The organism is Amycolatopsis sp. A1MSW2902, assembly GCF_017312175.1.
Taxonomy (GTDB): Bacteria; Actinomycetota; Actinomycetes; order Mycobacteriales; family Pseudonocardiaceae; genus Amycolatopsis; species Amycolatopsis nivea.
In genome coordinates, this window is the sequence record NZ_QJPO01000001.1 from 3,847,821 (window position 1) to 3,866,282 (window position 18,462).

The 18,462-nt window shown below is 71.2% G+C and carries 17 protein-coding genes; 7 read left to right on the forward strand and 10 right to left on the reverse strand.

Features of this window, described 5'->3' with window-relative positions; genetic code table 11:
- Positions 1 to 13: 13 nt before the first annotated feature.
- From DMP23_RS17685 to DMP23_RS17700, 4 genes are all read right to left on the reverse strand, one after another.
- The gene (locus DMP23_RS17685) at positions 14 to 1,303 is read right to left on the reverse strand and encodes an ArsB/NhaD family transporter (protein WP_337821749.1); all 1,290 of its coding nucleotides are present in this window, start codon (positions 1,301 to 1,303) and stop codon (positions 14 to 16) included.
- A gap of 31 nt (positions 1,304 to 1,334) precedes the next feature.
- Positions 1,335 to 1,781 carry a CBS domain-containing protein gene (locus DMP23_RS17690; protein ID WP_337821750.1) on the reverse strand — a complete coding sequence of 149 codons (447 nt, stop codon included), beginning with the start codon at positions 1,779 to 1,781 and terminating at the stop codon, positions 1,335 to 1,337.
- Between the two features lie 211 nt (positions 1,782 to 1,992).
- The gene (locus tag DMP23_RS17695; protein WP_443111345.1) at positions 1,993 to 2,391 is read right to left on the reverse strand and encodes a DUF6010 family protein; all 399 of its coding nucleotides are present in this window, start codon (positions 2,389 to 2,391) and stop codon (positions 1,993 to 1,995) included.
- Between the two features lie 106 nt (positions 2,392 to 2,497).
- Positions 2,498 to 3,331: a helix-turn-helix domain-containing protein gene (locus DMP23_RS17700; protein WP_337821752.1), complete on the reverse strand. Its 834-nt coding sequence runs from the start codon at positions 3,329 to 3,331 to the stop codon at positions 2,498 to 2,500.
- A gap of 108 nt (positions 3,332 to 3,439) precedes the next feature.
- Between DMP23_RS17700 and DMP23_RS17705 the strand changes: the two genes are divergently transcribed.
- Positions 3,440 to 4,213 carry an alpha/beta fold hydrolase gene (locus tag DMP23_RS17705; RefSeq protein ID WP_337821753.1) on the forward strand — a complete coding sequence of 258 codons (774 nt, stop codon included), beginning with the start codon at positions 3,440 to 3,442 and terminating at the stop codon, positions 4,211 to 4,213.
- 70 nt (positions 4,214 to 4,283) lie between these two features.
- On the opposite strand, the gene DMP23_RS17710 is transcribed toward DMP23_RS17705, so the two are convergent.
- The 6 genes from DMP23_RS17710 to DMP23_RS17735 form a co-directional block, all read right to left on the reverse strand.
- The gene (locus DMP23_RS17710) at positions 4,284 to 5,471 is read right to left on the reverse strand and encodes an MFS transporter (RefSeq protein ID WP_337821754.1); all 1,188 of its coding nucleotides are present in this window, start codon (positions 5,469 to 5,471) and stop codon (positions 4,284 to 4,286) included.
- Positions 5,472 to 5,475: 4 nt separating this feature from the next.
- Positions 5,476 to 7,560, reverse strand: coding sequence for an acetate--CoA ligase family protein (locus tag DMP23_RS17715; RefSeq protein WP_337821755.1), 2,085 nt, complete (start codon positions 7,558 to 7,560; stop codon positions 5,476 to 5,478).
- On the reverse strand, positions 7,557 to 8,363 hold the full coding sequence (locus DMP23_RS17720) for an enoyl-CoA hydratase/isomerase family protein (RefSeq protein ID WP_337821756.1): 807 nt from the start codon (positions 8,361 to 8,363) through the stop codon (positions 7,557 to 7,559). Before DMP23_RS17720 ends, DMP23_RS17715 begins: the two co-directional genes overlap by 4 nt.
- A 37-nt stretch (positions 8,364 to 8,400) precedes the next feature.
- Positions 8,401 to 9,957, reverse strand: a complete 1,557-nt coding sequence (gene mctP, locus DMP23_RS17725) for a monocarboxylate uptake permease MctP (RefSeq protein WP_337821757.1) — start codon at positions 9,955 to 9,957, stop codon at positions 8,401 to 8,403.
- Positions 9,954 to 10,199 (reverse strand): DUF3311 domain-containing protein, encoded by a 246-nt coding sequence (locus DMP23_RS17730; protein ID WP_037806376.1) that lies wholly within the window; start codon positions 10,197 to 10,199, stop codon positions 9,954 to 9,956. The genes mctP and DMP23_RS17730 overlap by 4 nt, the downstream gene beginning before the upstream one ends.
- A gap of 152 nt (positions 10,200 to 10,351) precedes the next feature.
- On the reverse strand, positions 10,352 to 11,599 hold the full coding sequence (locus DMP23_RS17735; RefSeq protein WP_337821758.1) for a PucR family transcriptional regulator: 1,248 nt from the start codon (positions 11,597 to 11,599) through the stop codon (positions 10,352 to 10,354).
- Between the two features lie 216 nt (positions 11,600 to 11,815).
- On the opposite strand from DMP23_RS17735, the gene ccrA reads away from it, so the two are divergent.
- The 6 genes from ccrA (at position 11,816) to DMP23_RS17765 (ending at position 18,453) form a co-directional block, all read left to right on the forward strand.
- Positions 11,816 to 13,090, forward strand: coding sequence for a crotonyl-CoA carboxylase/reductase (gene ccrA, locus DMP23_RS17740; protein ID WP_337821759.1), 1,275 nt, complete (start codon positions 11,816 to 11,818; stop codon positions 13,088 to 13,090).
- Between the two features lie 57 nt (positions 13,091 to 13,147).
- On the forward strand, positions 13,148 to 14,038 hold the full coding sequence (locus DMP23_RS17745; RefSeq protein ID WP_134662869.1) for a LysR family transcriptional regulator: 891 nt from the start codon (positions 13,148 to 13,150) through the stop codon (positions 14,036 to 14,038).
- A gap of 194 nt (positions 14,039 to 14,232) precedes the next feature.
- On the forward strand, positions 14,233 to 15,579 hold the full coding sequence (locus DMP23_RS17750; protein WP_200864364.1) for an MFS transporter: 1,347 nt from the start codon (positions 14,233 to 14,235) through the stop codon (positions 15,577 to 15,579).
- Positions 15,576 to 16,145, forward strand: coding sequence for an OsmC family protein (locus DMP23_RS17755; RefSeq protein ID WP_337821760.1), 570 nt, complete (start codon positions 15,576 to 15,578; stop codon positions 16,143 to 16,145). The genes DMP23_RS17750 and DMP23_RS17755 overlap by 4 nt, the downstream gene beginning before the upstream one ends.
- A complete protein-coding gene (locus tag DMP23_RS17760; RefSeq protein ID WP_337821761.1) occupies positions 16,142 to 17,644 on the forward strand; it encodes an AMP-binding protein in 1,503 nt (500 codons plus the stop codon). The genes DMP23_RS17755 and DMP23_RS17760 overlap by 4 nt, the downstream gene beginning before the upstream one ends.
- Positions 17,641 to 18,453 (forward strand): enoyl-CoA hydratase/isomerase family protein, encoded by an 813-nt coding sequence (locus DMP23_RS17765; protein WP_337821762.1) that lies wholly within the window; start codon positions 17,641 to 17,643, stop codon positions 18,451 to 18,453. Before DMP23_RS17760 ends, DMP23_RS17765 begins: the two co-directional genes overlap by 4 nt.
- The last annotated feature ends 9 nt before the right edge of the window (positions 18,454 to 18,462 follow it).

An 18,462-nucleotide genomic window follows, 5' to 3' on the forward strand; every position in this document is an offset into this window, starting at 1 on the left:
TCCGACGAGCAGGTCAGAACACGAAGTAGCGCAACCACAGATAAGGCGCGGCGGCCAGCACGGTGAGCACCGTGACGATCGCGCCTTTCTTGGTGAACTCCCAGAACGAAATCGGTGCCCCCGCCCGGGCGGCGAGGCCCAGCACCACGACGTTCGCGCTCGCGCCGACCGCCGTCATGTTGCCGCCGAAGTCCGCGCCCAGTGCCAGCGACCACCACAGCGCCTCGGAATGCGCCGGATCCGGGATGTCGTGGGTCAGCACGAGCACGAGCGGGCTCATCGTGGCCACGTAAGGGATGTTGTCTATCACGCCGGACAGCAGCGCGGACACCCCGAGGATCAGGAAGACCGCCAGCAGCGCGTTCCCGCCAGTCGCCTCGGCGGCCAGGCGAGCGAGCCAGTCGATCACGCCGGTCTTGACCAGCGCCCCGATCATGATGAACAGCCCCGCGAAGAACAGCAACGTTTCCCACTCGACCCCGTCGAGATACTGCTTCGGCTGCGTGCCCGAAACCAGCACGAGCAGGCCGGCGCCGAGCAGCGCGACCACCGACGGGTCCAGGTGCACCACCGAATGCAGCACGAACCCCGCGAACACCAGCAGCAGGACCACACCGGACTTGAGCAGCAGCTTCGGGTCCCGGATGGCCTCGCGTTCCTTGAGCGCCATGACATCGGCGACCCGTTGCGGGTCCACTGAGAACGAACCGCGGAACAGCCACGGCAGCACCAGTCCCAGCACGACGAGTTCGATCGCGACGATCGGCGTGAGATTGAGCAGGAAGTCGTTGAACGACAACCCCGCGCGGCTGCCGATGATGATGTTCGGCGGATCCCCGATCAGCGTCGCGGTGCCGCCGATGTTGGACGCCAGCACCTCCGCGATGAGAAACGGGACCGGGCTGATGTCGAGCCGGTCGCACACCAGCAGCGTCACCGGAGCGATCAGCAGCACCGTCGTCACGTTGTCCAGGAACGCCGAGGCGACCGCGGTGATCAGCACCAAAAGCAGCATGATCCGCAGCGGCGACCCCTTCGCGCGCTTGGCCGCCCAGATCGCCACGAACTCGAACACCCCGGTCCGGCGCAGGATCCCGACGATGATCATCATCCCGAGCAGCAGGAACAACACGTTCCAGTCCACGCCGGTGTCCTCGGAGAAGAACGCGTCCGCCGACCCGGACACCCCGGTCGCGAGCACCACCCCCGCCCCGGCCAGCGCGGCCGTCATCTTCGGAATCTTCTCGGTCGCGATGAACACATACGCCACCACGAACACGACAACCGCGATGACCGTGCTCACCGGCGGACCGCCCGGCTCAGCCGCGCCAGGGTCAGCGAGGCGTCAGCGCGTGCTCCAGCAGCCGCGACGCGGACACCACGCCGAGCAGTGTCCGGTCCTGCATCACCGCCACGAGCGGGCAGCGCAGCCGGGCCATCGTCGCGGCGACCTCCACGATCGTGTCGTCGGCGTCCACCCGCGGCAGTTCGCGCGGTTCGTCCGGCAGCAACTCGCGCACCGTCCGCCCGCCCAGCTTGTCCGCCGCCCGATCCGCCATCGACTCGCTGAGCACCCCCGCCAGCGACGGATCGTCGCGCACGTAAGGCGGCACGAGGAACTGCACGACGTCGGACGCGGGCAGCACCGTGTGCGGACACCCGGAAGCTTCCGTCACCACCAGCCCCGGCAACCGGTGCTCCGCCAGCAGCCGCGCGGCCGCCAACGCGTCCGCATCGAGATCGACGACCGGGAACTCCTCGGCCAGCTCCGCTGCGCGCATGCCCCCAGGCTACGGCGGACCGGGCCGCTCCGCCGGAACTCGAGATTTCTTTCCGCACGCCTGACGCCATGGGGCTCCTCGGGGTCGACCGGACCGCCCGTCGCCCGGCTGGGCACGGGCAGGCCGACCAGACTTCCCGGCACACCACGCGTAAAGATGCCGCAAAGACCGGCCCTGAGCAAACCGGGCCGGTCTGGGGAGCGCCGCGGGATCAGGCCCGCACGGACACGAGTTTCGCCCGGGCTTCCTTCACGGACGGGCCGCCGGTGAAGCACCAGATCGCGATCACCGGGTCGCAGATGGCGCAGCCCAGCGACGACGTGTGCGCGAACGGCAGGATCGGCGCGCCTTTGAGATGGTGCAGCACGTCCAGCGTCGTGTGCAGCAGCCACGCGACCCCGATGAAAGCCCAGGATTCCAGACCCCGATAGGCGCAGTAGGTCACCGCGGCGGCGAACGCCAGCTCCCACGGGCCGAACGCGCCGCTGCTCAGGTAGGCGGCACCCGCGCCCGCGACCATGATCGTGTTGAAACGACGGCGGTACGGCTCGGCGAGAAAGGAATTGAGGAGGGTGTATGCAATGCCGATGAGCACGGCGGAAACGATGATCACTTTTTCACGCTAAGGTCGCGGGCGGCTGCGCATAACTGGCTACGACGACACTTTTCGCCGGGTTCTGGCCAGCGGAGCGCCCGCTTGCTCCCCCGTCGCGACGCTATTCGCGTCCGGCCAGGTTCGCTGCCTGCCACTGCCCGGGGCGGACGCCGGTCTGGCGCAGGAAGAACGCCGAGAAGTTCGCGGCGTCAGGGAATCCCAGCCGTTGCCCGCATCGCGCCGCGCTGAGCCGGTCGTGCGCGAGCAGCCGCTTGGCCTCCAGGACCAAGCGTTCGCACAGGTAGTCCTTGGCACTGCGGCCGGTCGCCGCTCGGACGGCGCGCGTGAGCGTTCTCGGGGCGTACCCGAGCTTACGGGCATAGCTGGCGACGTCGTGGCAGGCCCGGAAATCCTCTTCCACCGCAGCGCGGAATCGCTGGAAGAGACCGGCTCCGGAGTCGGCGTCCGCGGCGGGCGGCGCGAGTCGCAGCAGCAGCGCGGACAACACCAGGCCGAGCAGTTCGCCGGTCCGCTCCTGCGGGGCGGCGCCGGCCTCGCTGCGCAGATGCCCGAGCGCGGCGTTGATCAGCGGCCACTGCGCGGCGGAGGCAGTCCAGCACGCCGCCGCCCACGGGTCCGCAGCCAGTTCACGGCTGCGGGGAGTGGCCGGTGCGGTCGGCACGAACAGCACCAGGTCTCCGGCCAGGTCGCCGAGGTCGTCCCAGCGGTGCACGACGCCCGGCCGGATCCACACCACGCTCCGGGCCGCGAGCGGACAGCTCGCGAAGTCGACCGAAACCCGGCCGTGGCCGCGCCGGACCACCGCGAGCACATGAAAGTCGCCGCGTTCGGTCATGCCGCGGTCCAGCCGCCGCAGCTTCGCGAACGACATCGTCTCCACCGGCGCGCCGGACTCCTGCGGCGGCTGGTACGAGAGCTGACGAATCCCGGTCATGCAGTCCATTTTTCACCATGCCAGGTCCGGCGTCGACGATGCGCCCAGGCGGGCCGGGCGGTTGACTCAAGGGCAAGCAACTCGACTGGCAACAAAGGACAAACTCGCATGGTGACGACCGCATCGACCCAGCTTCCGGTCTACGACTACCGGCCGGGCGACGGACCTGTGCTGGTATTTCTGCACTACTGGGGCGGCTCGGCACGCACCTGGCAGCCAGTGCTCGACCGGTTGCCGGGACGCGCCGCACTGAACCTCGATTTCCGCGGCTGGGGACGCTCGCGCGAACTGCCCGGCCCCTACACGCTGGAGCAGTTCGCGCACGACACCGAGGCCGTGATCGCCGACGCGGGGGTGACCGACTACGTCCTGGTCGGGCATTCGATGGGCGGCAAAGTCGCGCAGCTGGCGGCTTCCGCGCGTCCGGCCGGGCTCGCCGGCCTCGTCCTCGTCGCGCCCGGACCGGCCAAGCCCGCCGCGACAGTCACGCCCGGGTACCAGGAAGGACTGTCGCACGCCTACGACTCCGACGAGTCGGCAGCAGCCGCACGCGACACCGTTCTCACCGCGACGGCGCTGGACGACGAGACCAAAGCCCGGATCGTGGCGGATTCCCGTTCCTGCGCCGAGGAAGCCCGCCTCGAATGGCCCTTGCGCGGGATCGCCGAGGACATCACGAGCGCGGCCCGCGCCATCGACGTTCCCGTCCTGGTCGTCGCGGGCGAGCACGACCGGGTGGAACCGGCCGGAGTGCTGCGCGACAACCTGCTGCCCTACCTGGCACGCGCGAGCATGACCGTCCTTCCCCGCAGCGGCCACCTGCTGCCGCTGGAAGCACCGGACGCACTCGCGCAGGTGCTCCGGAGCGAGTGGGGCCGGTGAGCTCGGCTCCGTGCGGCTCACGCCCGCACCGTGGATCCCGCACTGCCGAGTGGTCTCCCCCGCCAAGTCCTCACGAAACAGCGGTGCGCCGGAAAGCCAGCAACGCCACCACACCCACCAGCGGTCCGGCCGCGAGCACCAGCAGCGCGACGCTCCACGACGCGGATTCGGCCAGCACCGGCACCAGGTAGATGGTCACCGCGGTGGTGACGTAACCCAGCGCCAGCTGCAGCGACACCGCGCTGCCGACGTAACGCGGGTCGGCGGTTTCGGTCACCAGCGCGGAAAACTGGGCGGAGTCGGCGATCACCCAGAATCCCCAGAACGCGCTCAGCACCACCACGACCGGCGTCGGCATGTCGCGCAGCACGGCGAGCGCCACCGCGGTGGATCCGGACAGCACGAGGCTGATCAACGCCGACGGCGCGCGCCCCGCCCGGTCGCCGATCCAGCCGCCGACGAGGCATCCGATCGCGCCGGCTCCGATGCAGACGAAGGCCGCGAGCGCGGCGTGCCGGGCGCCGTCCGGCCCGCCGGAGAAGCCCTGCAGCCCGGCCAGGAATGTGCCGATCCAGGCCCACATCGCGTACAGCTCCCACATGTGCCCGGCGTAGCCGAGGTTGGCCAGCATCACCGGGCGGCTGCGGACTGCCCGGAGCGCGGACCGGAGCCGGAACGTCGAGCGCGGGAACGGGTACGGCCCGGTGCCGCGCACGGTCAGCACCAGCAGCCCGCCGCACGCGGTGAGCGCCGACGTCGCCGCGATCACCGACTGCCAGCCGAGCCCGCCCGACGCCTTCACCAGCTGCGGCGCGGCCGAACCGAGCGTCAGCGCGCCGATGATGACGCCGAGCGCGGTGCCCCGGCCCTTGCGGAACCAGGACGACACTTCCTTCAGCGCGGGCGGATAGACCGCGGCGAGGCACGCTCCGGTGAGCGCCCGCAGCACCAAGGCGGTGCCGAAACCGGGCGCCCACAACAGAAGCAGGTTCGTCACCGCCGCGCAGAGCGCCCCGGCGCACATCAGCTTCCGGGGCGCGACCGCGTCGGCGAGGCCGCTCGTGGCGGACGCGAGCGCTCCCGCCACGAACCCGAGCTGCACCGCGATGGTCAGCAGCGAGGATTCTCCGCTGGTCAGGTGCCACAGCTGCTGCAGCTGGGGCACCACGAACGACGCCGAGAACCAGACGCTCATCGAAGCGAACGTCGCGACGGCGATCAACGCCAGCGCCCGCCGGTCCGCGGTCAGCCTTGCCATGCGGTCACCTCCTCCGGAACGCGGTGGCCGCGCGGACCCGCCCGAGCGCGGCCACCGCGCGTTCGACCGAGTCCAGCATGGCTACGCCGTGCTCGCTCGCCATCGTGCGCAAGCGGCGGGCCAGCGCGTCCTGCTCCGCGCTGAAACTGGTCCGCAGCACCAAAACGAGCGGGACGTCGCCGCGATCGGCGGTCAGCAGATCGCGGGTGAGCGCGGTGACGAGGTCCGCGGCTTCCTTGCTCTCCTTCAGGTCGTAGACGGTCCCGAGATCGAGGTACGCGCACAGGCTGTCGACGCCCGGATCTCGCGCGAGCGCGGCGGCGAGCGCCCCGGTGAAGCAGCGGTCACCGTCGAACAGCGACCAGATCGGGATGTCGACCGGGTTGTGCAGACTGCTGCCGGGCGCGTCGTACGGGGCGAGGGATTCCGCTGTCTCCGCCGAAACCGGGGGCAGGACGAGGCCGTGGTCGTGGGCGATGTCCGAACCGACGACTGCGACCCCGCCGCCGCTGCCGACCAGGCCGAGGCCGGTGCCGGTCAGGCCGGGCGCGTACTGCGCGACCAGCAGGGTGTCGAGGAGTTCGTCCAGATTCCCGGCGAGGACGACCCCGGCGGCCGACGCCGCGTCGCGCAACAGCCGCGGATCGCTTGCCAGCGCGCCCGTGTGCGACGCGGCCGCCGCGCCGCCCGCCGCACTCCGGCCGCCCTTGAACAGCACCACCGGGATCGACACCTGCGCGGCGAGCGCGAAGAACCGCTCTGCGTCGCTGTCGTCTTCCAGATAGAACGCAGCCAGCGACGTACGCGGATCCGCCTCGCAGAACGCGAGGAACTCCGACGGGGAAACGTCGTCGCAGTTGCCGACCGAGCTGACGAAACTGAACCGCAGCCCCAATTCCTTGCCGCGGCGCACGACATCGCCCGCGTAGGTGCCCGACTGCGACACGAACGCGATGCCGCCCGTTTCGTCCGACGAAGCAGACCGGCCGATCATCGTGATCCGCGAGTAGGGCGTGTAGTGGCCGATGCAGTTGGGTCCCAGCACGCGGAGCTGGGTTCCGGCGACTGCCGCGGCGAGATCGACGGTGTCGGCGGTGTAGACGTGCGCGGTTTTCGTGCCCTTCGCGGCGAGTGCGCGCAACGCGTCCGGCACCGCGGCGGCGGGTAGCGCGACCACGGCCCGGTCCAGGCCGTCGGGCAGCTGACCGACTTCCCGCACGGCGGGGTGGCCGAGGATCTCGGTCACCGACCGGCTTACCGGGTGCACCGCTCCGGCGAAGCCCTGGTCGACGAGAGTGCGCACAGCTCGGTGCCCCATCTTCGCCGGGTCGGCCGAAGCGCCCAGCACCGCGATGCTATTCGGATAGATGGCGGGCCGGAGCTGCGCGTAAGCCTCGGCGGGAACCGGTGGGGCCGAGGGCGGTGCCGGGGACCTGGTCACCGCGCGGGCGTCGACGGCGACGATCCCGTCCGGCCCGACGACGACCGGGTTGAAGTCGACCTGGTCTACCGGCTCGGACAGCAGCAGCCCGTCCGCGCCGCCGACCCGCACGAGCAGGTCCGCCAGCGCCGCGTGCGCGTCCGGGAACCGGCGGCGCAGCACCGCGCCGAGCCGGGTCCGGTCGATCAGCGCGACCGCCCCGGCGAGATCGAGCGGGACGAGCGCGAACGCGACGTCCCCGAGCGTCTCGACGTCCACTCCCCCGGACCCGACCATCACGACCGGGCCGAACCCCGGGTCGTGCAACGCGCCGACCACCGCCTCCAGGCCCGGTTCGACCATCGGCTCGACCGTCACGCCGCGCACCGCAACGCCCTGGCCCGCCTGAGTGGCGAACAATTTCTCGACCGCGTCGACGACGTCGAGCGGGTCGACGCCGAGCAACACGCCGCCCGCCTTGCTCTTGTGCACCACGCCGTCGGCGACGAGTTTGACCGCGACCGGGCGAGCGATCCTCGCGGCGGCGGCTCCGGCTTCGATGGCCGTCGCGGCGAACGTCACCGGGTTGGCCGGCACGCCGTACCGGATGGCCAGGTCGCGGATCTCGTCCTCGCGCAGCCGCTCGCCGGACAGCGAAACCGTCGTCACGACAGCACCTCGGCGATGCGGTCGTGGTGGTCGCCGGGGTGGTCCGGGTAAGCGGGCGGGCGGCGTTCCAGGAACGCGGAGACGCCCTCGCCGCCGTCGGGCAACTCCCGGACCAGCGCCGCGAGAGCGGGTTCCGCCGCCAGCCCGGCGTCCGTGCCGTGGCGCAGGCTGTGCCGGAGCCCGGCCTTCACCGCGGCGACCACGGCGGGCGAGACGGCGGCGATGGCTTCGGCCAGTTCCAGTGCTCCTTCGAGAGCTTCCGGGCCGTCGTGAACGTGCGTGACGAAGCCGTGCCGAAGCGCTTCGTCGGCGCCGAACGACGCGGCGGTGGCGAGCCAGCGGTAGGCGACCGGGTAGCCGACCAGGTCGAGCAGCCTGCTCAGCTGACCGCCGACCGGCACCAGGCCGATCGCCGCGCCCACCGCGCAGAACCGGGCGTCCCGGCTCGCGACCCGCAGGTCGCAGTTGAGCGCCAGGATGAACCCGGCCGCGTACGCCGGGCCGTCGACCGCGGCGATGACCGGGGTAAGGATTTCCGCGGGCCTGCCGAACGCGGCGTTGGCGGCCGGATCGCCTGCGGTTTCCGGCTTCTCCAGCACCTCCTGCAGGTCGTGCCCGGAGGAGAAGCATCCGCCCGCGCCGGTGACGACGACGGCTCGCACCGCCGGGTCGGCGTCCGCCCGGTCCAGTTCGCTCAGCAGGGCCGGCGCCATGTCGCCGGAGAACGCGCCGCGCTTGGCGGGGTTGTGGATGGTCAGGACGCGCACGGCGCCCCGGTCGGACACACGAATGCCGGGTGTCATCGGGAAAACTCCTCCTCCGGGAGAACGGGAACGGGGATCAGTTCGGGGCCGGGACCGGCTCTTCGGCCGCGACCGCGCCGCGCGGGCTCGCGCCGAGCGCACGGACGAGGACGCTGCCCAGCACGACCACCGCGAAGTTCAGCGCCAGCGCGGAGATCGCGATGTAGATCGGGCTGTCGAAGAAGAACGGCTTCGCGGTCGACCCGCCGAACGGGCCGCCGGTCGCGGATTTGACCTCGTAAGCGGCCCAGGTGCCGTATACGACCGACACCAGCAGTCCGGTGAGCAGCGCCCGCCGGTCGGCGAACCGCTTCGTGAAAAGTCCGAAAAGGACGGTGGGAAGGGTCTGCAGGATCCAGATCCCGCCGAGCAGCTGGAAGTTCAGCGCGAACTTCGCGTCGAGAGTCAGCACGAACACCAGCGCGCCGACCTTCACCAGCACCGAGACGACCTTCGACACCAGCGTCTCCGATTTCGCGCTGACCGGCCGCGTGCGGAACTGGCGGTAAAGGTTGCGGCTCACCAGGTTGCCCGCGGCGATCGCCATGATCGCCGCCGGGACCAGCGCGCTCATCGCGATCGCGGCGTAGGCGATCCCGGTGAACCACGGCGGGAAGAGCGCCGACAGCAGCTGCGGGACCGCGTACTGCGGGTTGCCGTCGTGCGGCTTGACGCCCATCGCGAGCGCCATCATGCCCAGCAGCGCGACGAACCCGAGCAGCACGGTGTAGACCGGCAGCACGGACATGTTGCGCCGCACTGTCTTCGCGCCTCGCGACGCGAACACGCCGGTGATCGCGTGCGGGTACAGGAAGAAGGCCATCCCGGACCCGAGCGCGAGAGTCAGGTAGACGCTCGGGTTCACCGCGATCGTGGGGTCGGGGCCGGCCGGGGCCTTGCCCGCGAGCGCCTCGCCGCCCTTGCGGAAGATCTCGCCGAATCCGCCGAGTTTGATCGGGGCCCAGATCACCGCCGCGATGACCACGAGGTAGGTGAGGCCGTCCTTGACGAAGGCGATCAGCGCGGGCGCGCGCAGCCCGGCGGAGTAGGTGTAGGTGGCGAGCACGCCGAAGGCGATCAGCAGCGGCAGGTCGCGGACGAACCACGAGCCCGAGCCGCCGAGCCCGAGCGCGCCGAACACGACCTCGAGCCCGACCAGCTGCAACGCCAGGTACGGCAGGGTCGCGAGCAGCCCGGTGATCGTGACGGCGAGCCCCAGCGCCTTGGACCCGAACCGGTCGTTGACGAAGTCGGTGAGGGTGACGTAGCCCTTCTTGTGCGCAAGCGAAACGAGCTTGGGCAGGAACAGGAAACCCAGCGCGTACAACACGATCGCGTTCGGCACGGCGTAGAAGCCGAAGGCGCCCATGCTGAAGATCGCGGCCGGGACGGCGATCAGGGTGTAGGCGCTGTACAGGTCGCCGCCGAGCAGGAACCACGTGACGAACGGCCCGAACGTGCGGCCGCCGAGCGCCCATTCGTCGAGCTGCTCGGCCTGTTTGGCGCGTCGCCAGCGGCTGGCGGCGAAGCCCATGACGGTGACGACGGCGATCAGGACGAGGAAAACGGTGAAGGTGACGGGGTTGAAGGTCATTCCTCGCCCTCCGCGTCTTTCTCGCCGGCGAACAGCAGCCGGTAGACGGCGCTCGTGCACAAGGCGGTGAGCACGGCCGCGGCCATCTGGAACCAGTAGAAGAACGGGATCCCGCCCAGTGCGGGGCCGGTCCGCTGATAGAGCGGCACGGCGAGGCCCGCGGTGACCGGGGCGAGGATCAGGAAGGCGGAGAGGACAACGCGCAGCGGACGCCGTGAGGACGGCGCGACGGTATCGCCCATCTTGGACTCTCCTTTGAGCCGAGGCGGGTGGGCTGACGGCGCGCAGCTGGGGTGGGGACCTGACCGGTGCCGTCGGGGACAGACGCTAAGCGGCGCGAGTAACCCACGTCATGAGAGGAACAGAGAAGTTCCGCGGGTATTCGTCTCGGTTTTTACGAGAGGTCCGGCAGCCCGGCGGCGCCCGAGTCGTACAGCCGCAGCCCCAGCGACAACAGCAGCAGGTCGTCCACCTGCAGCGGGTCGCGCCGGGTGAGCGTGTGGATGCGCCGCAGCCGGTAGACCACGGTGTTCGGGTTGACCGACAGTTCCGCCGCGGCCTTGGTGAGGCTGAAGTTCGCGCCCACGTACGCGCGCAGCGTCGGCAGGAGCGGCGCGCCCTTGCGGGCGTCGTAGTCCAGCAGCGGCTGCACGGTCTCCTCCAGCAGGGCGTCGGTGTGCCCCGGCGCGCGCAGGAGCCGGTCGAGCAGCACGTCGCCGAACCGGACGGCCCGGGTCCGCCCGCCGGCCGGGCCGCCGAGGTCGGCGGCTTCGCGCGCCTCGCCGTAGGACCGGCGCACCCCCGGCAGGCCCTCAGCGACGCGGCCGACGCCGACTGCCCAGCCGCGTTCCGGGTCGGCGAGCCGGTCGCACGCGGGCTCGATCTCGCGGGCATCCTCGGCGGTGTCCAGGCAGCAGATGCCGACGACCTCGGACTCCCGCGCGCCCACCAGGAATTCCTTCGCCAGCGGTGCGAGCTGGTTGCGCACCGCGCGGATCGCCGACTGCACGCCGATGGTCGAGTCGACCCCGCCGGGCAACTGCACGACCGCGACCAGCACCGGCCCGCGCAGCGTCATCCGCAGCACCGCGCTCTGCCTGCGGGCCTGCTCGCTCACCGCCTCGCCGGTCAGGAGGGTTTCCAGGACGTCGGTGCGCAGTGCGGTGCGGTCGGCGGAGATCGTGGCGGATTCCCGCACGTACGCCGAGGTGACCGCGGTCGAGACCCGGTCGACGTGCACCATCGTCGCCTCGGCCAGCTCGATCGACAGCAGCCTGCCCGCCTTGCCCGCCCCGGCGAGCTCGTCCATGGCCTGCCAGAGCCGGATGCCCCACAGCCGGAAGCTGCGCAGCAGGGACGGCAGGCTGACCCGCTGGTGCACCCGGCGCGCGGCACTGCGCCGGAGCCATTCGTGCGAGTCGCTGAGGCTCCGGTCGGCATCGTCGTCGGCGAGGCTGCGCACGAGGAATTCGATGTTGAGGACGGCCGCCTCGGTGACGTCGCGCACGAGCACCGGTTCGGGCAGCTCGCCGTACTCGGGGATCTCGCGCCGGTACTCGGCCACCAGCTGCTCGGCCAGCTCGTGCCGGCGCGCGAAAACCTTGTCCAGCACCGCCTGCCGCCGCGAAGCGTCCGTCGCCATTCCGCACCGCCGTTCGCAGTTTTTCCGAGGGTTCGCCACCAAACTTATCGTTTCTTCTCATGACTCGCGCCGCCCGGCCCCTCTAGCGTCGCCTGCGTCATCCCCGGCGCGCAGACAGCCGCACCGGCGCGAATTCCCCGGATCCCCTTTGCCTCGGCGCACCACCCGCGGCCGGGACCGCGCGGCGCGCCGGTCCGTTCACGAAGGAGTGCACTGATGAACGACGAAGAACGCACGAGCGTCGCGACCCCGGGAGCGGAGCCGGTCCCGATCGGCCAGCTGCCGCCGCTGGGCGTGGTGCCGGCCCGGATGCACGCGCAGGTCGTGCGCCAGGACCGCTTCGGCGACCCGGCCGACGCGTTCCGTCCCGAACTGGTCGACACCCCGCGGCTCGGACCGGGCGAGGTGCTGATCGGCGTGATGGCCGCCGGGATCAACTACAACAACGTGTGGGCCGCGCGCGGCTATCCGGTCGACCAGATCGCGACGCGGCAGAAGCGCGGCGAGCCGGAGGACTTCCACATCGGCGGGTCGGACGCCTCGGGCATCGTCTACGCGGTCGGCGCCGGGGTGACCGGCGTCGAGATCGGGCAGCACGTCATCGTGCACCCCGGGGTGTGGGACGAGCAGGACCCGTGGATCGCGGCGGGCCGGGACCCGATGATCGCGCCCAGCGCGAAGATCTGGGGCTACGACACGAACTACGGCGCGTTCGGCCAGTTCGCCCGGGTGCAGGCGCACCAGGTGCTGCCGAAGGCCGAGCACCTGTCGTGGGAGGAGGCGGCGGCGCCGACGCTGGTCGGGACGACGGCGTACCGGATGCTCTACGGCTGGGCCGGAAACACCCTGCAGGACGGGGATCTCGTGCTCGTCTGGGGCGGTTCCGGCGGGCTCGGCACGCAGGCCTGCCAGATGGTGCGCGCCGCCGGCGGCCGCGCCGTGGCGGTCGTCTCCGACGACGAGCGCGGCGCGTTCGCGATGAAGCACGGCGCGATCGGCTACCTCAACCGCCGCGAGTTCGGCCACTGGGGCGTGCCGCCGCTGGTCGACGACGCCGCCGGCCAGAAGGAATGGACGAAGGGCGCGCGGGCGTTCGGGAAGAAGCTGTGGGAGATCGCCGGTTCCCGCGAGGACCCGGCGATCGTGTTCGAGCACCCCGGCGGGGCGACGATCCCGACCAGCATCTTCCTGTGCCGCCCCGGCGGGATGGTGGTGATCTGCGCGGGCACGACCGGCTTCGACGCGATGGTGGACCTGCGCTACCACTGGACGCGGCAGAAGCGGCTGCAAGGTTCGCACGGCACGAACGACGAGCAGGCCGTCGCGTACAACGACCTGGTCCGCGCAGGCACGATCGACCCGGTGCTCGGCCGGACGGTCCCGTTCTCCGAAGTGCCGGCCGCGCACGCCGCGATGGGCCGCGGCGAGGACGTGTTCGGCAACGTCTCGGTGCTGATCGGCGCCGCCGCGCCGGGACAGGGCCGCGCCTGAACCCAGCGCCCGGGGGCGGCCCGCCCGCCCCCGGGCCCGCGCGCCGGGAGGACTCCGATGATCTCCGCCGACGACCTGGGCATCTTCCTCGAGGTAGCCCGCCGCGGCCGGCTCACCGAAGCGGCGAAACACCTCGGCCTCAACCACACGACGGTGGGCAGGCACATCGCGCACCTCGAACGCACCGCGGAACAACGCCTTTTCCACCGCGAACCCGGCGGCTGGGTGCTCACGACGGCAGGCACGCGACTGCTCGAGCACGCCGAAGCGGTCGAAGCCGCGGTGCTCGCCGCGCGCGAGGACTGCCTGCAAACCGGCCATCACCTGACCGGAACCGTTCGCGTCACCGCCCCCGACGGCTTCGGCACCTTCCTGCTGATCCCCGGCCTGCACCGGCTGGCGCGCGAGTTTCCGTCGCTGTCGCTGGAATTCGTGATCGCGAACGTCCACGCGTCGCTCAGCACGCGGGAGTTCGACCTCGCGATCGCCATCGAACGCCCCAGCACCCGCGCCGTCGACGCGCGGCTGCTGGCGAACTACGAACTGCGCCTGTACGCCGCTCCGGCGTTGCTGGAAAACTACGCGCCGATCGCGTCCGCCGACGACCTCGCCGACGCGCCTTTCCTTTGGTACACCGAGGACGCGCTGTGCGCCCCCACGCTGGAAACGCTGTTCCGGGCCGTGCCCGCGGCCCGCCCGAAATACCGGGCCGACACCATCTCCGGCCAGATCTGCGCCGCCCGCCAGGGGCTGGGATTCGCCTTTCTGCCGTCGTGGATCGGCGACCGCACCGCCGGGCTGCGGCCGGTCGAGACGTTTCCGCATGCGGTGCCGCACAGCTATTGGCTGCTTGTTCCGCACGCGCTCGCCCGGCTGGCCCGCGTGCGCGCCATGGCGGCGGCCATCGACGGGCTGGTCCGCGAACGCGCCCTTCTCGACTGTCCATGATGAACCGGCGGCGGGTAACAGCTGCTCGCTCCTCCTCCCCCGCCAACGCGCCCTCCTCCACCGTCCACAATGGACCACCGACCAACCCTGTGCGAATCTGCACAGCACTGCGGAAAACTGGTCGTTGATCGCCGCCGGACCCGCTGTTTTCCTGGTGTCACCGCACTTCCACCGACCACAGAACGGTGAGAACCATGGCGCAGGCAACGACGCGGCGCACCCCCTCGGCACGCATGGTCGCGCTCGGCAGTTTCATCGGAACCACCATCGAGTGGTACGACTTCTTCCTCTACGGCAGCGCCGCGGCGCTCGTATTCGGCCCGCTCTTCTACCCCGGCGCCGACCCTTCGCTCGGGCTGATCGCCGCGTTCGGCACCTACGCGGTCGGGTTCCTGGCCCGGCCGCTCGGCGCGCTCGTGGGCGGGCACGTCGGCGACCGGATCGGGCGGAAGGCGATGCTCGTCGCCTCGCTGCTGATCATGGGCTGCGCCACCGCGCTGGTCGGGCTGCTTCCGACGTACGCCTCGATCGGCGTCGCCGCGCCGGTGCTGCTCGTGTTCCTGCGGCTCGCCCAGGGCTTCGGCGTCGGCGGCGAATGGGGTGGCGCGGCGCTGGTCTCGGTCGAAAGCGCGCCCTCCGGACGGCGCGGGTTCTACGGCAGCTTCACCCAGATCGGCGTCTCCGCGGGCATGCTCATGGCGGCCGGCGCGTTCACCCTCGGCCGGACGCTGCTCACCGCCGAGCAGTTCCTCTCGTGGGGCTGGCGCGTCCCGTTCCTCGCCAGCGGCGCGCTCGTCGCGGTCGGCCTGCTGATCCGCGCGAAACTCGCCGAACCCGAGTCGTTCGTCCGGATGAAACAGGAAAACCGGCTTCCCGAGCGCCCGCTCGCCGAGCTGATGCGGACGCAGCGTCGTCCGGTTTGGCTCACCGCGGGCATGCGGCTGTCCCAGAACGCGCTCTATTACCTGTACACGACCTTCGGCATCGCCTACATCGCCCGCTCCGCCGACGACGAGGTCGGCCTCCGAGCGGTGCTGGTGGCGTCGGCGCTCAGCCTCGTCACCGTCCCGGCCTGGGCGTGGCTGTCCGACCGCTACGGCCGCCGCCCGCTGTACCTCTTCGGCACCGTCACGAGCGCGGTGTTCATCGCACCGTTCTTTCTCTTGGCGGACACCGGGAATCCGCTGTTGGTCACCGTCGGCATGGTCGTCGGGATCAACCTGTTCCACGACGCCATGTACGGGCCGCAGGCCGCGTTCTTCGCCGAGATGTTCCCGGCGGGCGTGCGCTACAGCGGCGCGTCGATGGGCTACCAGTTCGGCTCCGTGCTGTCCGGCGGCCTCGCCCCGCTGATCGCCAGCAGCCTGCTCGTCGCGAACAACGGCAGGCCGTGGCTCGTCGTCGGCTACTGCCTGGTGCTCAGCGTCATCACCGGCGTCTGCGCGTACCTCGCGCCCGAAACCTTCCGCACCAGCACGGAACACCCCGCTGTCGCTGCTGGACCCCGCGACCGCACGAGCGAAATGGGAGAACTCCGATGACTCAGACCGCCCCCGCCCCCAACGGAATCGACCGCGACGCGCTCGCCGCCACCGTCGAGGCCGTCCGGCAGCAGCCCGAACTTGCCCAGGTCACCTTCACCCTCGACGCGGACTGGCAGCACGGCTGCCACCAGCGCGCCACCACCGGCGACCTCCGCCAGGCCGGTGCCGCGGTGCCGGGCCGGACCGCCCGCTACGTCCTGGAATCCGACGAGCCCGCCGCGCTGCTCGGCACCGACCGCGCGGCCAGCCCCGCCGAGTACATCCTCCAGGCGCTGGCCGGGTGTTACTCGGTCACCTTCGCCGCCAACGCGACCGCCCGCGGCATCGAACTGTCCTCGCTGCGTCTCGAACTGGAGGCGGACTTCGACCTCCAGGCGTTCCTCGGCCTCGACGACGACGCCCGGCCGGGTGCACGCCAGATCCGCGTGACCGTGCACGCCGCCTCGCCCACCGCGACCCGGGAGGAACTTGCCGAATTGACCGCCGCGGTGCAGCGCCGGTCGCCGATCCGCGACACCCTCGTCGGCCCGGTGGAGGTCACCACGACGCTGGCGGAAGCATGAGCGTCCCGCTCACCCTCGCCCATCTCGTCTGGCGGATGAAGCACGTCCACCCCGGATCCGAGGTCGTCGCCGACGGCACCCGGCTGCGGTTCGCCGAGCTCGCCGACGCGATTGCCCGGACGGCGGCGGGCCTGCACCGGCGGTACGGAATCCGCCAGGGCGACCGTGTCGCGGTGCTGTCGTTCAACACCCTCGAACACCTCCAGCTGATGTACGCGGTCCCGCTCCTCGGCGCGACACTCACCAGCCTGAACCTCCGGCTCGACAGCGCGGCGATGGTCGCACGGGCCGATGGCTCGCGGACCGATCTGCTGGTGGTCGGCCAGGAAGCGCTCGACCATCGCTCGGTCGGACCGGCGGTCCGGGCGGCGGCCGCCGAACTCGCCGGCCACGGGATCACGGTCGCCGCTGCAGCAGAACTCGCCGCGGATGTCGAAACCGAACTGCCGGACCTGCGCGAGGACGTCACCGCGTTCGGCTTTCACACCAGCGGGACGACCGGTCCGGCCAAGAGCTACGAGGTGACGCACCGGGACGTCGTACTGCACGCGCTCAGCCAGAGCGCGGCCGACGCCTCCGGGCTGCGGGCCGGGGACCGGGTGCTGCCGCTGGTGCCGTTCTGCCACGTCAACGGGTGGGGCCTGCCGTTCGTCGCCGCGCTCACCGGGGCGTCGCTGGTGCTCCCCGGCCACGACCTCGCACCGGCGCGAATCGCCGCGATGCTGAGTGCCGAACGAGTCACGGTGGCCGCGGCGGTGCCGGCCGTGTGGTTCGACGTCTGCCGCCACCTCGCCGAACTGGGCACCGCGCCGTCGCCCGCGCTGCGCGAAATCCTCACCGGCGGCAGCGCGGTCCCGCGTTCGGTCGTCGACCTGGTCCGGGACGTCCTCGGCGCCGGAGTCGCGACCGCCTGGGGCATGACCGAGACGCTCGCGGTCAGCACCTACGAACGCACCGACCCGAGCGTCCGCGCCGGAAGGTTCGTCCCGCTGCTGGAGGCACGGATCGACGGGAATTCCGGGTCGCCCGGCGAACAAGGGGCGCTCCAGGTGCGCGGACCGTTCGTCGTCGGCGACCGGGACGGCTGGTTCGACACCGGCGATGTCGCGTCGCTCGACGAAGAAGGGCGGCTGGCGGTGCACGACCGCGCCAAGGACCTCATCAAGTCCGGCGGCGAATGGATCGTGTCCGCGCAGCTCGAACAACACCTCTGCACGCACCCTTCGGTGTCCGCCGCGGCCGTCGTGGCGCGCGCCGATCCCAAGTGGACGGAGCGCCCGGTGGCCGTGCTGGTGCCCCGGCAAGGCCGCCTGGTCGACGAAACCGAGCTGCGAGCCCATGTCGCCGAACGATTCCCGGCGTTCTGGGTGCCCGACGCGTTCACCTGCGTCGAGCGCCTGCCGCTGACTCCCGTGGGCAAAGTGGACAAACGCGCGCTGCGCGCCCGCCATGCCGACGGACCTGTCCTCTCCCCCGACACCCCTGGAGGCGCCCGATGACCAGCTTCATTCACACCGAACTCCGCGGCGAAACCGCCTGGATCTCCATCGACCGGCCGAAAAAGCTCAACGCCCTGTCCGTCGAGCTCATGCAGGAACTGACCGCGGCGCTGGACGAGGCCGAACAGGACGACACGGTCAAGGTCGTCGTCCTGCGCGGCGGCGAGCGGGCGTTCAGCGTCGGCTACGACATCTCGCAGGAGGTCGAAGCGGGGATCTCGACGGCGGAGCAATGGCACGCCGGCCTGGAGAACAACATCGGGCTGACCATGAAGGTGTGGGGGCTCGGAAAGCCGGTCGTCGGCGCGGTGTCGGGCTGGTGCCTCGCCGGCGGCTGCGAACTCGCGATGGCCTGCGACCTGCTCGTCGCCGCCGAGGACGCGCACTTCGGCGAACCCGAGATCCGCTTCGGGTCCGGTCCGGTGACCTTGCTGATGCCGTTCCTGCTCGGCCAGAAGGCGACCAACGAACTGCTGTACACCGGCGATGTCGTGGACGCCCGACGCGCGCTCGAGCTCGGCATGGTGAACCGCGTCGTGCCCGCCGCCGAGCTGGAGTCCACTGTGGACAAACTCGCGCGGAAGATCGCCCTGACCCCGCTGTCCATTCTGCGCTATACCAAACGCGCGCTGACGCGAGCGTACGAGGCGATGGGACTGCGCGACGCCGTCGCCGCGAACCACGACATCGCGGCAGTGCTGAACTCGGCCTCGACACCGGAGCGGGCGGAGTTCACCGAACTCGTCGCGACCCGCGGCCTCGGCGCGGCCCTCGCGTCGCGGGACCGCCGGTACGCCGACTTCGACTGATCCTGCCGG

Coding starts and splice junctions, on each gene's coding strand:
- ccrA (WP_337821759.1), top strand. CDS start 11,816: ATGAACGACGAAGAACGCACGAGCGTCGCGACCCCGGGAGCGGAGCCG.
- DMP23_RS17765 (WP_337821762.1), top strand. CDS start 17,641: ATGACCAGCTTCATTCACACCGAACTCCGCGGCGAAACCGCCTGGATC.
- DMP23_RS17755 (WP_337821760.1), top strand. CDS start 15,576: ATGACTCAGACCGCCCCCGCCCCCAACGGAATCGACCGCGACGCGCTC.
- DMP23_RS17690 (WP_337821750.1), bottom strand. CDS start 1,781: ATGCGCGCAGCGGAGCTGGCCGAGGAGTTCCCGGTCGTCGATCTCGAT.
- DMP23_RS17735 (WP_337821758.1), bottom strand. CDS start 11,599: ATGGCGACGGACGCTTCGCGGCGGCAGGCGGTGCTGGACAAGGTTTTC.
- DMP23_RS17700 (WP_337821752.1), bottom strand. CDS start 3,331: ATGACCGGGATTCGTCAGCTCTCGTACCAGCCGCCGCAGGAGTCCGGC.
- mctP (WP_337821757.1), bottom strand. CDS start 9,957: ATGACCTTCAACCCCGTCACCTTCACCGTTTTCCTCGTCCTGATCGCC.
- DMP23_RS17730 (WP_037806376.1), bottom strand. CDS start 10,199: ATGGGCGATACCGTCGCGCCGTCCTCACGGCGTCCGCTGCGCGTTGTC.
- DMP23_RS17705 (WP_337821753.1), top strand. CDS start 3,440: ATGGTGACGACCGCATCGACCCAGCTTCCGGTCTACGACTACCGGCCG.
- DMP23_RS17710 (WP_337821754.1), bottom strand. CDS start 5,471: ATGGCAAGGCTGACCGCGGACCGGCGGGCGCTGGCGTTGATCGCCGTC.
- DMP23_RS17720 (WP_337821756.1), bottom strand. CDS start 8,363: ATGACACCCGGCATTCGTGTGTCCGACCGGGGCGCCGTGCGCGTCCTG.
- DMP23_RS17760 (WP_337821761.1), top strand. CDS start 16,142: ATGAGCGTCCCGCTCACCCTCGCCCATCTCGTCTGGCGGATGAAGCAC.
- DMP23_RS17745 (WP_134662869.1), top strand. CDS start 13,148: ATGATCTCCGCCGACGACCTGGGCATCTTCCTCGAGGTAGCCCGCCGC.
- DMP23_RS17750 (WP_200864364.1), top strand. CDS start 14,233: ATGGCGCAGGCAACGACGCGGCGCACCCCCTCGGCACGCATGGTCGCG.